At 57.9% G+C, this 13,564-nt stretch carries 13 protein-coding genes; 6 read left to right on the top strand and 7 right to left on the bottom strand.

Annotated elements, in window-relative coordinates:
* Nucleotides 1–13 precede the first annotated feature (13 nt).
* The 7 genes from modA to AFERRID_RS11495 form a co-directional block, all read right to left on the bottom strand.
* Nucleotides 14–1,564: a molybdate ABC transporter substrate-binding protein gene (modA, locus tag AFERRID_RS15725; protein WP_225981986.1), complete on the bottom strand. Its 1,551-nt coding sequence runs from the start codon at nucleotides 1,562–1,564 to the stop codon at nucleotides 14–16.
* On the bottom strand, nucleotides 1,561–2,298 hold the full coding sequence (locus tag AFERRID_RS11520; RefSeq protein WP_113525771.1) for an energy transducer TonB: 738 nt from the start codon (nucleotides 2,296–2,298) through the stop codon (nucleotides 1,561–1,563). The genes modA and AFERRID_RS11520 overlap by 4 nt, the downstream gene beginning before the upstream one ends.
* The gene (locus AFERRID_RS11515; protein ID WP_113525770.1) at nucleotides 2,295–2,690 is read right to left on the bottom strand and encodes an ExbD/TolR family protein; all 396 of its coding nucleotides are present in this window, start codon (nucleotides 2,688–2,690) and stop codon (nucleotides 2,295–2,297) included. Before AFERRID_RS11515 ends, AFERRID_RS11520 begins: the two co-directional genes overlap by 4 nt.
* 1 nt (nucleotide 2,691) lies before the next feature.
* Entirely contained in the window at nucleotides 2,692–3,345 is a 654-nt protein-coding gene (locus tag AFERRID_RS11510) for a MotA/TolQ/ExbB proton channel family protein (protein WP_126605232.1), read from the bottom strand.
* A gap of 12 nt (nucleotides 3,346–3,357) precedes the next feature.
* Nucleotides 3,358–5,589, bottom strand: coding sequence for a TonB-dependent receptor (locus AFERRID_RS11505; RefSeq protein WP_126605231.1), 2,232 nt, complete (start codon nucleotides 5,587–5,589; stop codon nucleotides 3,358–3,360).
* Nucleotides 5,590–5,680: 91 nt separating this feature from the next.
* The gene (locus tag AFERRID_RS11500) at nucleotides 5,681–7,951 is read right to left on the bottom strand and encodes a TonB-dependent receptor (RefSeq protein WP_113525767.1); all 2,271 of its coding nucleotides are present in this window, start codon (nucleotides 7,949–7,951) and stop codon (nucleotides 5,681–5,683) included.
* A 10-nt stretch (nucleotides 7,952–7,961) separates the two neighbouring features.
* On the bottom strand, nucleotides 7,962–8,573 hold the full coding sequence (locus tag AFERRID_RS11495; protein ID WP_126605230.1) for a globin domain-containing protein: 612 nt from the start codon (nucleotides 8,571–8,573) through the stop codon (nucleotides 7,962–7,964).
* 584 nt (nucleotides 8,574–9,157) lie between these two features.
* Here AFERRID_RS11495 and AFERRID_RS11485 point away from each other — a divergent pair.
* The 6 genes from AFERRID_RS11485 to AFERRID_RS11460 are packed head-to-tail and all read left to right on the top strand — an operon-like array spanning nucleotide 9,158 to nucleotide 13,546.
* A complete protein-coding gene (locus AFERRID_RS11485; protein ID WP_126605229.1) occupies nucleotides 9,158–10,000 on the top strand; it encodes an electron transfer flavoprotein subunit beta/FixA family protein in 843 nt (280 codons plus the stop codon).
* Nucleotides 10,001–10,019: 19 nt separating this feature from the next.
* Entirely contained in the window at nucleotides 10,020–11,114 is a 1,095-nt protein-coding gene (locus AFERRID_RS11480) for an electron transfer flavoprotein subunit alpha/FixB family protein (RefSeq protein WP_113525763.1), read from the top strand.
* A gap of 16 nt (nucleotides 11,115–11,130) precedes the next feature.
* The gene (locus AFERRID_RS11475) at nucleotides 11,131–12,429 is read left to right on the top strand and encodes an FAD-dependent monooxygenase (RefSeq protein WP_113525762.1); all 1,299 of its coding nucleotides are present in this window, start codon (nucleotides 11,131–11,133) and stop codon (nucleotides 12,427–12,429) included.
* Nucleotides 12,426–12,713 carry a ferredoxin family protein gene (locus AFERRID_RS11470; protein WP_113525761.1) on the top strand — a complete coding sequence of 96 codons (288 nt, stop codon included), beginning with the start codon at nucleotides 12,426–12,428 and terminating at the stop codon, nucleotides 12,711–12,713. Before AFERRID_RS11475 ends, AFERRID_RS11470 begins: the two co-directional genes overlap by 4 nt.
* Before the next feature lie 13 nt (nucleotides 12,714–12,726).
* On the top strand, nucleotides 12,727–13,062 hold the full coding sequence (locus AFERRID_RS11465) for a (2Fe-2S) ferredoxin domain-containing protein (protein ID WP_014029006.1): 336 nt from the start codon (nucleotides 12,727–12,729) through the stop codon (nucleotides 13,060–13,062).
* A complete protein-coding gene (locus AFERRID_RS11460; protein ID WP_113525760.1) occupies nucleotides 13,052–13,546 on the top strand; it encodes a hypothetical protein in 495 nt (164 codons plus the stop codon). Before AFERRID_RS11465 ends, AFERRID_RS11460 begins: the two co-directional genes overlap by 11 nt.
* Nucleotides 13,547–13,564 lie beyond the last annotated feature (18 nt).

Below are 13,564 nucleotides of genomic sequence, written 5' to 3'. Positions count from 1 at the left end.
TTCTCCTTGACTTTCAGAAAGCGTTCAGCAGCGGCTGAGCGCTGAGGGCGGGCGCGAAACCCGTAATTTCCAGGACTTTCTGTGCAGCGTCCGTCTGCAGATAGACGACAAAAGCGCGGGCCAGTTCTGGTTCTGCGCTCTTGGTCGTCACCGCCACGGGATAATGCATGGAAACGCCGACTGGAATATCCACGATATGGACTTTTCCCGATGCGCTGTTGGCCGTCGAGGCAAAAACAAAGGCCGCATCCGCATTTCCCTCCAGCACCGCTTGCAGGGGTTGGAGACCATCGGGGTATTTCTGCATGCGCGCTTCCAGGTCTTGCCACAACCCAGCCTTTTCCAGCGCCATGCGCGCATAACGTCCGGGCGGAACCGATTCTGGATCACCAATGGCAATGCGCGCATAGCGCTCTTCCATGAGCGCTTCGAGCTTGGGCGCCAGCGGATAATCCCTCATCAAACTGACGAGTACGAGCCGATTCCGTGCATAGTTCACCGCCGTATCGGTCTGCACGAACCCCTGCGCCGCAGCCTTTGCCAGCATGGGCTCCGAAGAGGGGGCAAACACATCGACGGACGCACCCGCCGCCATTTGTTCCATCAACGCACCGCAAAAACCATAGGTGGGTTTCACAGAGACATCCGGGTGGGCGCTGGTAAAGCCCTGGATGATTTCCTGAAAAGGTTCCGCCAATGTGAGGGAGGCAAAAATGTGTAAAGTATGGGTCATGGGATATTCCTCAGAAGACAGGTTCAAACAGGCTCCGCGTCTGCTCTGGGACAGGGCGGAAGAAAGCGCTTTAGGCAAGATAACGCGGCGACCGTCGCTGGTTTCGAGGCACTCCGTGTCTATATCGTAAAGTGCGCGTAGGTGTTGCGGATGAAGCACCTCTATCGGAGGACCGTCAGCCAGCACCCGCCCATCCTTCAGCAGAATGACCCGGTTTGCCGTGGAAAGAGCGTGTTCCGGATAATGACTGCTCTGAAGGATGGCATAACCGCTGTCCGCCAAGTCCTGGATCTGCGCCATCAGGCGATGTTGATTGCCATAATCCAGCCCGGTTACCGGCTCATCGAGAATCAGTATCGGTGTCTCCTGGGCCAATGCGCGGGCGATGATGACCAGTTGCCGCTGACCCCCGCTCAGTTCCATGTAGGAGCGCTCCGCAAGACCGCTGATACCCAGCCGGGCGAGCGCCGCTTCCGCCTGCTCCCGATCATGGGCACTGGCAACCCCCAGCCAGGATTGGTGGGGCAGGCGGCCCATGAGCACCACGTCTCGCACCAGGAAGGGAAAGACCACGCCATGGTCCTGGGGTACATAAGCCAGTCGTTGCGCCCGCTCTTTGGCCGATAGGGCATGCAAGTCGCTATCGCGAAGGCGAATCTCGCCCCTCAGCGGTTTCAGGATGCCGAGAAGCAGACGAATGAGGGTGCTTTTGCCGCTGCCGTTTGCCCCAAGCAGGGCCACCGACTCTCCGGCATTCAACTGCAGGGAGACATCTTCCAGGACCATGCGATGGCCATGGGCATAGGCCAAATGCGCAGCACGCAGCATCATGGGTTGGCGTCCGTCAGACGAAAACGAATCGGGACTTCCACCTGCATGGCCACTGGTTTCCCGTCGCGGGTGCCGGGGGTGAAGCGCCAGTGCCGCACGGCCTTTTCGGCCGCGCGATCCAGGCTGGTATAGCCGGAACTGTGGGCTACCGTTATTTTTTCCGGCAGGCCGGACACGTTGACCAGCACCCGCAGCAGTACGGTGCCCTCTTCCCCATCCCAACGCGCCGACTGGGGATACTCCGGTGCGGGGTTGTGGACATAGGCAGGGATGCTGGGGCGGGTTTCCGCCGCCGGAGCGGGAGCGGATGGAGGTAAAGCGGGTGTGGCAGGCGTGGCTGCGGCAGATGTCACCGGTGCGGGCATCCGGGAGATTGTGGATGGGGCTGCAGTTGCCGCCAGCGCACTCGGTGCCGAGAGCGGGGTGCGGACCGGCACTTTGGCCTCTCGCGGCGGTCTTGGCGACAGCTTGGGCGGGGTGGGAACGGGTTTTCGCGGTATCGACGCGGCGGTCCGGGGTGCTGGCGGGTGAGGGGTGGGTTGTGGGGTGGCGCTGGGCTGCGGCCAGGAAACCAGTTGGACCGCCATGGGCGGGGTGATCACCGGCGTGGGTAGAGGAGATGCCCGCATCCAGACGGCCAGAACCGCCAGAATGCCCGACTCCAGGATCAGGGCCAGCAGAAAAACCACGGCCCTGGGCGGCTGCGGGCTGGAGGGGAGCGCCAGAGTGCTCACGGCCGCCCCGCACGGGTAGCGATGCCCATCTGGCTGATGCCGGCGTGGCGGCAGGCGTCCATGACGGTCACCAACTGCTGCAGAGTCACATTTTTCGCGCCCGCCAGGATGACCTGCGGGTGATTGGCGTAGTTTTGGGCCAACTGCTGCTCCAGTTGGGTCAGCGTCACCGCTTTATCGTGAAAAAGCAGACGGCCGTCGCTGCGCAACTCCACCACCAGAGGCGTTTTGGGCAAAACCTGGGCGTTGCTGCTGGTCGGCAAGCGGGTGCTGATCCCTGTCGCGGGAATCATGCGCAAGGTGATCATGATGAAGAACACCAGCAGAAAAAGCATGATGTCGATCATGGGAATGATCTCGATACGCCCCTTGCGGGCCTCGAAATAACGCATCTCAGACCTCCCCTCGCCGTGCCAGCAGGCTGACAGAGGCATCTCCATGGGTCCTGACAGGCTGTCGGTAGAGACGATTCAGGGTGCTCACCTCGATCCTTTCCATCTGATGCAGCACCAGACGGACCCGTTGCTGAAGTCCGTTAAAAAACACCAGGCCCACAATGGCAATGGCCAAACCCGTTGCCGTGGCCACCAGGGCTTCCGCCACATGACCGGTAATGGCCGTTGGCGCGGTATCCGGATTACCCAATATCTGAAAGGCATTGAACATCCCGATGATGGTACCTAGCAGGCCGAGTAGAGGTGCCAGGGTGACTGCCGTATCCAGAATCCATAAGCCCCGGTCCAGCAAGGTCGCCTGGGCCAGCATCGCCTCCTCGGCGTAGGCTTCGCCACTTGCCAGATCATGGGATGCGAGAACCGCTGCGAATACGGCCTGTTGCGGGCAGAACGGCGTCTTGGCCAGTTCCGTTTCCAGGGATTCTCGGCCTTTTCTGTTTTGCAGATCGCGTAACAGATCGTCGCCCTTGCGCCGGATCATGGCCAACGCCCAGCCTCGCTCCAAGGCCACGAAAAGTACCGCCAGCAACAGAAGCGGCATCAGATAAAGAATACCCCCGGATACGGCGGCAAGGTGGAATAAAACCTCCATGACATGCTCCCTTTAGAATCGTAATGCCAAGGAACCGACCACGGTCAGTGGCGCGCCGGGATAGAAAGTCGCCGCACTGGCTCCGGTTTGCACATAGTTTTGGCTGATGAGGCCAATATAATGACGATTGAATAGATTCAGGAACTGCAGCCTTGCGGTTAGTTCGCCGACATGCCGTAGCGGCTGATGATAGGCGAAATTCAGATTGGTAATGCAATAGGCCGGCACCGGCTGAGTGTGCAATGAATCTGCATAACGCAGGCCCGTGTATTGAATAACCGGGCTGACCGTGAATCGGTGATAACGATAACGAAGTCCCAGGGTGGCCAGGAATTTTGGAACATCGGGGAATTGCAATCCGCTGACTGGAAGGATGGTTTGGCCGTCGGGGATATTTTGAGTGAAGTAGGCGCGATCGTAAGCGGCAGAGCCGAAAACCTGAAGATCATCCAACGGCTGGACGGCGCCCTGGATTTCCAGACCCCAAGCCTTCCCTACGCCGAGGTTCTGATTATAAAATGCGGACGTTCCCGGTACATTGATGGGGATGTCCTTATGATTGTAGGTGGTGTAAAACACATCCGGGCGCAGATACCAGCGCGTATGAGTAATGGCCAGACCCAGGGAAAAAGCGTTGGACGTACCTGGCCGCGTGGTGTTCCAGGCGTTTTGGGCAGCCGCTGCCGGCATTCCGGACAGCACCAGTTTCGGCCACATCTCCAGAGCAGGGCCCCCATTGTCCCGGCCATACGCAGCGGTAAGGCTGACATGCGGCGTGAATCGGTAGAGTGCACCGATATAGGGGAGCCATTGATAATCCGTATGGCCATTGATGGTGTATTTAAATGCCGCATCACGGATCGCCTGGCTGGGTGACACATCTCCCACCCCGCTGCCGTTATAAACACTGAGCGTGGGGATTTGTTCCGTTAAATAGCGGACACCTGCGGTGACCGTCACCGGACCGAATGCTCGCTTCGCCTGAAAATATGGGCTGTTGAAAACATTGTTGGATACAGGATTAACCAGCAACGGCGTCCAGTTGCTAAATTGCAAGCCGTCAGGAGCAATATTGAACGCCTTGACCGCAGTGGGGGGCCCTGGCGGCTGAATGTTTTCGTACCAGTACCCCAGGGAAAATTTCGTCTGGGCATAATGAAAATCATATTTGGCCAGAACGCCATACAGATGGTGATTGATACTCCAATAACCAATTTGATTGGGTTTTACTCCCGGAAGTCCCGTACCCATGGTGTAACCGTTTTCCTGAATGTAAAAAGGCTTTATGAGCAATGTGCCATGGGAACTCGTGCGCCAGCGAATTTCACCCATCAAGGCATAGTCCTGAAATTTTTGCTGGTTGTATCCGGAATAATTGAGGCTTTGCGGGTTCGCGTTGTACCCCAGGTTATAATTGGCACCAAGATTGGATGCCTGAGCATAGCTGAGGGGAAGGTAGCTGGCGCCCTTCATGTCGTCGTAGACGGCAAAGAGTTTTGCCGTGAGCCGACGGGTGATCCGCTGGGTGACCCCAAATGTCCCGTTATACCGATAATCCGGAGCGGCTCCATTCCCGCGCCAGGCGTCGGCATGGGCATAGGAGGATGAAATGAAAAACTTGGTGCCGGTGGCCAGCAGCCCAGAGTCCAAACGCAGAAAGGTCTTGTGAAAACCGAAGGAACCGGCGCTTTGGGAGACTTCGCCGCCGAAATGATCCGCAGCCCAGCGAATGTTCCGGTTGAGATATCCTTCCTGCGTGAATACGGAAATATGCTCTGGCGCGAAAGGAGGAGTCAGGAGGCTGACGCTCCGCAAGTTTTCGCTATCGAATAAAAATTGTTGGCCCGCTCCCGGATCGATGGCGGAGATGGGAATGCCTTCCACGGTGCCGATGGCCCCTTTGATGCTCGTTTCACCACGGATGCTGATGCCTACAGGGCCGCTACTGGACAAGCCGTATGGGTCCGTGGTCTGCACCATGACCGAGGGTAGTCCACTGACGATGCTATAGGCATTGGTCCCACCGGGGCTTTGAAAGAGATCGAAGCTGGAGTTGGGGATGGTGGCACCTGTGCCTGCACCCAGGGACGGCAGCACGAGGGGCGTCTGACCACTCCCCGTTACGGTAATGGCTTGGAGCTTTGGGGCGTTTGCGCCATCTTCCGCCCACGCGAGGCTCGACTTCACCGTTGCGGCCATTATGAGCGTGTACACGGTGTAACGCATGACGGCCTTAATTTTCATAATGCCTCCTGCTGCATCTATCCTGGATATCTATGAAAGGGACGGTTTTTGTAGAGCCACGCGGTTGGTATAGTTGAACCATAACGCGCTTCTAAAAACGTAGCCCTATCGTCCCTGCGACGGTGATGGGCGCGCCGGGATAGAAACTGGCACCGCCAGATGCCGCAGTGCTCAAATAACTACTGTCGATGAGGCCGATATAGTGGCGGTTGAAGAGGTTCAGGATACTCAGATTCACCGTCAGCTCGCCCACATGGGTAATCCGCCAGTGATAACCCATGTTCAGGTTCGCCAGCAGATAGCCCGGCACGGGTTGGGTATGCAGGGTATCCGCATAGCGGCTGCCCATATACTGCAACGTGGGCGCAATACTGAACCGGCCATATTCGTATAATGCACCCAGACTACCAATGAAGCGTGGGGTATCAGGAAACTGCAAGCCGGTAACAGGCAAGAACGCGCCGCTGCCGGTACGCAGATCCTGAGTGAAATAGGCGCGGTCATAGGCCAGGTTGCTGAACACGGATAGCCGATGCCAGAGCTTGGCTCCGGCCGCCAGTTCAAAGCCCCAGGCGCGACCCATGCCTGCGTTCTGATCGTAACTGATACCCACCAACGGGTCGTAGGCATTCACATATTTATTGCGATAGGTGGCGTAAAAGAAGGTGGGATTCACATACCACGCCGCTTCGTGCCATTTGAGCCCCAGACTGAAACTGTTGGAGGTTTCCGGCGCCAGTTGATCCCAGGCACGCTGCGCGGTCACCCCAGCCTTTTGAAAAGCGGCAAAGTTCATTTGTACGGAGGGCCAACTATTGAAGGCAGGAGCACCATTATTGCGACCATAGGCAAAGACCGTGTCCAGATCTGGGTTGACGGCATAAACCGCCGAAAAATAAGGTAGCCACTGATAGAAGGTTCTACCTTCCACACTGCGGGCTGAATTGATGGAGGTGGCCAGATTCAAGGCATTGGCATAGGATGCGTCAGGAATCCCCGCGGTATTGTAGACGCTGAAGGATGGCGTTTGCTCCATCAGATAACGAGCGCCTGCCGTAAACGTTACCGGACCGACCTTCCGCCGCCATTGGAAATAGGGACTGTTGAAGACGTGGTTCGCCGTAGCGCGGGCCAATAGGCCATAACCACCAAAAACGAGCTGGCCGTTGACCATGCGATAAATCTTGAAATCCGTAGGGGGGCCGGGAGGGGTTAGATTTTCAAACCAGTAACCGACTGAAAAGTGATTACCATGCCATTGGGTGTCGTATTGGGCCACCACGCCATAGAGGGAATGGTCGATGATCCAGTCCCGTATGCCCGGCTTTCCTCCCAGATTACTCAATCCCTGCAGGTAATAGCCGTTTTCCTGACTGTAGAAGGGCTTGATAACGAGTGTGTTCTGATCATCGGGATGCCAGTTGAGTTCCCCGAATACCGCGTAATCCTGGAATTTCTGCCGGTTATATCCGTAATAATTCACGTCGTTGGCGACATTCCCGGTGAGTGTGCTGTTATAGCCGAGATTGTAGTACTGCCCCAGATTACTGGCCTGGGTATAGGTCAGAGGCAGATAATTGTTCTCCTTCATGGAACCATAGGCTGCATAAACCTTGGCGCTCAGGGTGCGGCCTAAATCCTGGCTGATCCCGATCTCGCCGTTATAGCGATAGTCCGGCGATGCGCCCGGGCCGCGCCACTGATCCGCATGGGTATACGACCCGGAGATGAAGACGCGGGTGCCGGTGGGTAAGGTGCCGGAGTCCAGGCGGATGAAGCTGCGATGAAAATCATAGGATCCAAAGCTCTGATCCACTTCGCCGCCAAACTTGGCCCGGGGCCACAGCACATGGCTGTTGAGATAGCCCTGGGTGGTGAATACGGCCAGTTTGTCCGGCGAAAAGGGCGGTGCCAACAGCGTGATACTGCGGATGTTTTCCATGTCGAACAGAAACTGCTCGCCGGGGCCGGGGTTGACGGCGGACAAGGGTAATCCCTCTACCGTGCCAATCCCTCCGTGGGGATTGCGCTCGCCCCGGATGCGCACACCCTTGTTGCCGCCGGGTACGTTGGCCAGACCATAGGGATCCGGGTTCTGGGCCATGACCGACGGCAGAAGGGAGATGGCGGCGTAAGGATTGGTCTGCCCTGCTCCACCGAGAATGTCCAATGCATGGCCGCTGATGGTGGCCCCCTGCTCAGCGCCGCTGGCAGGGCTTTCCAGGGTATTTTTCTGATGCCCCTCCACGGTTACGGTACCGAGTTTTGGCAGGGCGCCATCGGCGTCGGCATCGGTAGACGGGATGCAGGCCAACACGCTGGCTATGGACATATATAATGCAGTGCGCGCTAAATGTTGCATGACTCTCTCCTCAGGCCAACTGTGCGGCGATTTGGCTGTAAGGCACCCGCACCGGTTCCGCGAAGGTGGTGCGGCGGTTGATCATGCGGATGGACAGAGATTCCACCCAGCGCCAGTACTCCTCCGCCACTTCCAGCGGGAAGGCGACGTTGCGCAGGGCCTGCACATAGAGATCCAGCCAGAGTTCACGATCCTTCTCCCGGATGGTGAAGGGAAAGTGCCGTTCGCGCAGATGGGGACGCCCCCGCCGCTCCGTATAGAGCTTGGGGCCGCCGCAGACTTCTGCATGAAAATCCGCCGTCAATTCCACGGCCTTCCAGAAATGCTTTTCGTTGTTGCCGAAGATGGGTTGTAGCGGGCTATGCCAGATGAGGCGATGGTGCTCCACGACCAGTTCCCGGACCTTTTCCACCCCGGCTACCCGGCCTACCCGGCGGGTGGGAAAAATCACTTCGGGGAAATGCATATCGGTGATGGCAGGACGCACTATGGAATCCTCATCGCCAAAACGGCGGATATCCAGCGTCTCCGAACCGGGGCAGTGCGGACCCTGTACCGAGAGGACAGCGTCATTGTGAACGGACAACTTCAGGACGACAGATCTTTCCTGTTCCATATTCATTTTCTCCCTCTCCATATATGGCCGGATATGACGCACGACGCGCACCTCCCCAGCGAAACCGAACCGAGACCCGCAGAAGCCTGCCCCGAATATGATATGTTTATCGGAATATAGCGTTGTTCGATAGGGACAGCAACAACATTTTGGCAGGCAATATCCGCGCCAAAATGTAACCGCAATATTATCATATGGTTATTTTTTATCGTCCCGTAAGAGATTGAACATCTTGTACGCTTTGTTACCTTCTTGTGGACCTGGTCCCATCAACAAGAACCTCTCCAACCATGCACCTTTCGCAACCGTTCATCAGACGCTGGTCAGTGAGGCCCTCGTCTTCCACCGTAGTTCCTGCGCACTCCCCAATCCCGCCGCAGAGCGCCAGCGGATGCATGGAGTTTACCGTGATAAAGCATGCATTTTGTCGCAAAGCCTACATCCGCTGCTTGCGTTGCTTTTCTGGTGCATTTTATCCAACAGACTGTTTATCTTGAGATTAACAAGACCTGCGTATCTGGAATGAAGATTGCTTAGATCACTGCAACAGCTTCTTCAGATCACCGACAGGTCGGTAACAGGAGTACACCATGCACATTGTCGTCTGTATCAAACAGGTTCCCGACAGCGCCCAGATCCGGGTGCATCCAGTCACCAATACCATCATGCGGCAGGGCGTACCCGCCATCATCAATCCCTTCGACGTTTTCGCCATCGAAGAAGCCTTGCGCCTCAAAGACCGTTTCGGCGGGCGCGTCACCGTGCTGACCATGGGGCCGCCCCAAGCGGAAGACGCACTGCGCAAGGCCGTCGCCTATGGTGCCGACGACGTGATACTCCTGACCGACCGCGCCTTCGCCGGCGCCGACACCCTGGCGACCTCCTTCGCCCTGGCACAGACCATCCGTAAAATTGGTGAGGAACATCCCGTTGATCTGGTGTTTACTGGCAAGCAGACCATTGACGGCGATACCGCGCAGGTCGGGCCGGGCATTGCCAAGCGCCTGGGCCTGCAACTCCTCACCTACGTATCGGCTATCGACTCTCTGGACCTTGCGCAGCGCAGCATCACCGTACAACGCCGTTCTGAAGGTGGTGTACAGGTGATCCAGACCCGCCTGCCCGCCCTGATCACCATGCTGGAAGGCAGCAACCAGATTCGTTTTGCGAGCATGGGTGATATGTTCCGCTCGGCCCGCTTTGAGGTGCCGAAATGGAATAAAGAGCGCGCCGGTATTGAGGATGTGAGCAAAATCGGCCTCAAGGGCTCGCCTACAGTGGTCAGCAAGATATTCACCCCCAAGCCCAGGGCCGTGAAGGCACAGATGATCGGCGCCGATCTGGACGCCGGTGGCACCGCCAACGCCATCCTGGATATTCTCAGCAGCCAGCACCCGCGCCTGGCGCAGGAACTCGGCCTGATCACCGTATAAACGCACAAGGAGCATCCGCATGAGCGAGAACACTACCGCACCCGCAAAGCCCAAAGGCAAAAAGCGCCTGGAGCTGGACCCCCGCCTGGCGGCCTACAAGGGAATCTGGGTGTTTGTCGAAATGGAACGGGGCCAGGTACACCAGGTATCCTGGGAGCTACTGGGCGAAGGGCGCAAGCTGGCCGATATTCTGAAGGTCGAACTGAGCGCCGTCATCCTCGGCGGCAGCAGCGATGAACTTGCCGCCGCTGCCCGCAGCGCTTTCACCTATGGCGCGGATGTGGCCTATATCGTGGCCGATCCCATTCTCACAGACTATCGCAACGAGCCCTACACCAAGGCCATGACGGACCTGGTCAATAAGTACCAGCCGGAGATTCTGCTGCTGGGCGCCACCACCCTGGGCCGCGATCTCGCCGGCAGTGTGGCGACCACTCTGCTCACGGGTTTGACCGCAGACTGTACCGAACTCGCCATTGATCCGGACAACCGCGGACTCCTCGCCACCCGTCCGACCTTTGGCGGCAGCCTGCTCTGCACCATCCAGACCCTGAACTACCGCCCGCAGATGGCGACCATTCGCCCCCGGGTCATGGCCATGCCCGACCCCCTGCCAGAACGCAGTGGTCGTATCATTTCTGAAAACCTGCAGATGCAGGAAGATGACATTATCGCCAAAGTCCTGGAGTTCATCCCCGACGAGGCCCAGGAGCAGGCGCAACTCGCCTATGCCGACGTTATCGTGGCGGGCGGCCGGGGCATGGGCAAAGCCGAAAACTTTCGTCTGATCTGGGACCTGGCGGCCGTGCTCGGCGCCGAAGTGGGCGGATCGCGTCCAGTGACTCATGCCGGCTGGCTGCCCGCAGATCGTCAGGTCGGGCAATCGGGCAAGACCGTGCGTCCCAAGCTTTATATTGCCGCGGGCATCTCCGGGGCGATTCAGCACCGCGTCGGCATGGAAGCCTCCGACGTCATCATCGCCATCAACAACGATCCCCATGCGCCCATCTTCGATTTTGCCACTTATGGCATTGTCGGCGACGCCGTGCAGATCCTTCCCGTCCTCACCGACGCCTTTCGCAGCCGTCTGGCTGTGAACCGCCGGGCCGGTTAATTACAGGAGTCATGACATGGCCGAAAAATTTGATGCCATTGTGGTAGGTGCCGGCCCCGCCGGTAATGCAGCCGCGTATACCATGGCCAAGGCAGGTCTGAGCGTATTGCAACTGGAACGCGGTGAAACCCCTGGTACCAAAAATGTCCAGGGGGCCATTCTCTACGCCGACGCGCTGGAGCGCATCATTCCCGATTTCCGCGACGATGCCCCGTTGGAACGCCATATCATCGAACAGCGCATGTGGGTGCTGGATGACAAATCCTTCATCGGTACCAACTATCGCTCGGATGCCTTTAACAGCGACCAGCCCAATCGTTATACCATCCTCCGGGCGCCTTTCGACAAGTGGTTCTCCGGGAAGGTCAAGGAGGCGGGGGCATTGGTCATCTGCGAGACGACGGTCACCGAGCTCATCCAGGAAGGCAAAAAGGTCATCGGCGTCCGTACCGACCGTGAGGGAGGCGACATTTATGCCGATGTGGTGATCCTGGCGGATGGCGTCAATTCGCTGTTAGCCAAAAAAGCCGGGTTCCATGGCGAACTCGACGCCAAAAACGTCGCGCTTGCGGTCAAGGAAATTCACTTTCTGCCCGAGGAGGTCGTGCAAAGCCGTTTCAACATCAAGGGCAACGAAGGGGTGGTCATTGAGATCGCCGGTGCCGTCACCCACGGCATGGTCGGCACCGCCTTCCTCTATACCAACAAGGAATCCATCACGCTGGGCATCGGTTGCCTCTTGTCCGACTTCAAAAAAGGGGGCATCGCGCCCTATACCCTCCTCGAAGAACTCAAGACACATCCGGCCATTGCCCCGTTGATCGAGGGGGGCGAAATGAAGGAATATGCCGCCCACCTGATTCCCGAAGGGGGCTACAAGGCGGTTCCGACCCTCTACGGCGAGGGCTGGATGATTGCGGGGGACAGCGCCGGACTGGTAAATGCAGTCCACCGTGAAGGCTCCAACCTGGCGATGACCAGTGGCCGGTTGGCCGCAGAAACGGTTATTGCGCTGAAAGAAATGAAGCTCCCCTGTACGGCCTCCCATCTTGCCCGTTACAAAACCGCGCTGGACGACAGTTTCGTCATGAAAGACTTGCGGAAGTACAAGGAGTTGCCCGATATCCTGCACGGCAATCCGCATTTCTTTTCGGTGTATCCGCAACTCCTCAACCGCGCCGCGCATACCATGCTGATGGTCGATGGTCAGGATAAGCACAGCAAGGAGAAGACCATTCGTGGCAGCTTTATACAGCAACGCTCGTTGTGGGGTTTGGTGGGAGACGCTTACCGCATGTGGAGGGCAACACGATGATCAAGATCGAAGAGAAACTGTTTCAAAACCGCTACCGGGTCGATGAAGGTCGGCCGCATATCCGGATCAGCGACCCTCAGGTCTGCGCCGATGATTGTAAAACACAGTCCTGCACTTTCGCCTGTCCTGCGGCCTGTTACGCCAAAGACGAGGGCGGTGGTGTGGTCCTGACCACGGACGGCTGTCTGGAGTGCGGCACCTGTCGGATCATTTGTACCGAACATCACAACGTGGACTGGTCTTATCCACGGGGCGGTCACGGCATCCTCTTCAAGTTCGGTTAAGTGGGGGCATTTCATGAGCAAACCAGAACGCCACGTCTTTGTCTGCGTCCAGTCCAGGCCGCCGAGCCATCCCAAGGGCTCCTGCGGCGCCCAAGGCTCTGCGGATCTACTCCGTGCTTTTCAAGACACCTTTGAAGCACGCAAACTCTGGGGGCGTTTCGCCCTGACGCAGTGCGGTTGTCTGGGACCCTGCGGCGAGGGTCCCAATGTGCTGGTTTATCCCGAAGGCATCCTTTACGCGGGAGTACGTCAGGATGATATCGACGTCATTATCGACGAACATCTGATCGGCGGCACCCCCGTCACCCGCCTCTACCCGACACCGGAGGCTTGGTCCAATGAGCCCTGACGGTACCCTCGGCGAGATCATCCTGCCCTTTGCCGACCCTGCCGGGCAGGCGGCTTCGCTGCTGGAGGCCGCACTGGCCAGTAGCACACACCCGACCGAGGTGGAAAAACTGCTGAGGCATCATCTCCTGAATGAACCGGATTATCTACCTGCTTATTTTGCCCTATACAAGTTATTGTTTCGTCAGTCCCGATTGGCAGAAGCCGAAGAGATAGCGCGCAACGCCATGGATAGAGGAGCGCGACTGGGCGGCTTCCCGCCCAACTGGCAGCACCTCGCTCCAAATACGGCAGACTGGTCCATGATTCACAGCCCTGCCCATTTTTATCTCTTCACCCTGAAGGCCCTGAGTTTCATCCTGTTACGCCGCAAGCGACTGGACGAATGCCGCGAGGTTCTGGAAAAGATCGGCGAACTGGACCCCCACGATCTGATAGGGGCCTCCGTCATCCGCGCCTATGCCGATGGTCTGACGGCGCATTGAGTCTGGCGGTGTGGCATA

It is taken from the genome of Acidithiobacillus ferridurans (assembly GCF_003966655.1).
Classification (GTDB): domain Bacteria; phylum Pseudomonadota; class Gammaproteobacteria; order Acidithiobacillales; family Acidithiobacillaceae; genus Acidithiobacillus; species Acidithiobacillus ferridurans.
The sequence above is the reverse complement of the archived record's forward strand: the minus strand, read 5'-3'. Positions and strand labels throughout refer to the sequence as shown.

Coding starts and splice junctions, on each gene's coding strand:
- modA (WP_225981986.1), bottom strand. CDS start 1,564: ATGATGCTGCGTGCTGCGCATTTGGCCTATGCCCATGGCCATCGCATG.
- AFERRID_RS11515 (WP_113525770.1), bottom strand. CDS start 2,690: ATGCGTTATTTCGAGGCCCGCAAGGGGCGTATCGAGATCATTCCCATG.
- AFERRID_RS11510 (WP_126605232.1), bottom strand. CDS start 3,345: ATGGAGGTTTTATTCCACCTTGCCGCCGTATCCGGGGGTATTCTTTAT.
- AFERRID_RS11505 (WP_126605231.1), bottom strand. CDS start 5,589: ATGAAAATTAAGGCCGTCATGCGTTACACCGTGTACACGCTCATAATG.
- AFERRID_RS11500 (WP_113525767.1), bottom strand. CDS start 7,951: ATGCAACATTTAGCGCGCACTGCATTATATATGTCCATAGCCAGCGTG.
- AFERRID_RS11495 (WP_126605230.1), bottom strand. CDS start 8,573: ATGAATATGGAACAGGAAAGATCTGTCGTCCTGAAGTTGTCCGTTCAC.
- AFERRID_RS11485 (WP_126605229.1), top strand. CDS start 9,158: ATGCACATTGTCGTCTGTATCAAACAGGTTCCCGACAGCGCCCAGATC.
- AFERRID_RS11480 (WP_113525763.1), top strand. CDS start 10,020: ATGAGCGAGAACACTACCGCACCCGCAAAGCCCAAAGGCAAAAAGCGC.
- AFERRID_RS11475 (WP_113525762.1), top strand. CDS start 11,131: ATGGCCGAAAAATTTGATGCCATTGTGGTAGGTGCCGGCCCCGCCGGT.
- AFERRID_RS11470 (WP_113525761.1), top strand. CDS start 12,426: ATGATCAAGATCGAAGAGAAACTGTTTCAAAACCGCTACCGGGTCGAT.
- AFERRID_RS11465 (WP_014029006.1), top strand. CDS start 12,727: ATGAGCAAACCAGAACGCCACGTCTTTGTCTGCGTCCAGTCCAGGCCG.
- AFERRID_RS11460 (WP_113525760.1), top strand. CDS start 13,052: ATGAGCCCTGACGGTACCCTCGGCGAGATCATCCTGCCCTTTGCCGAC.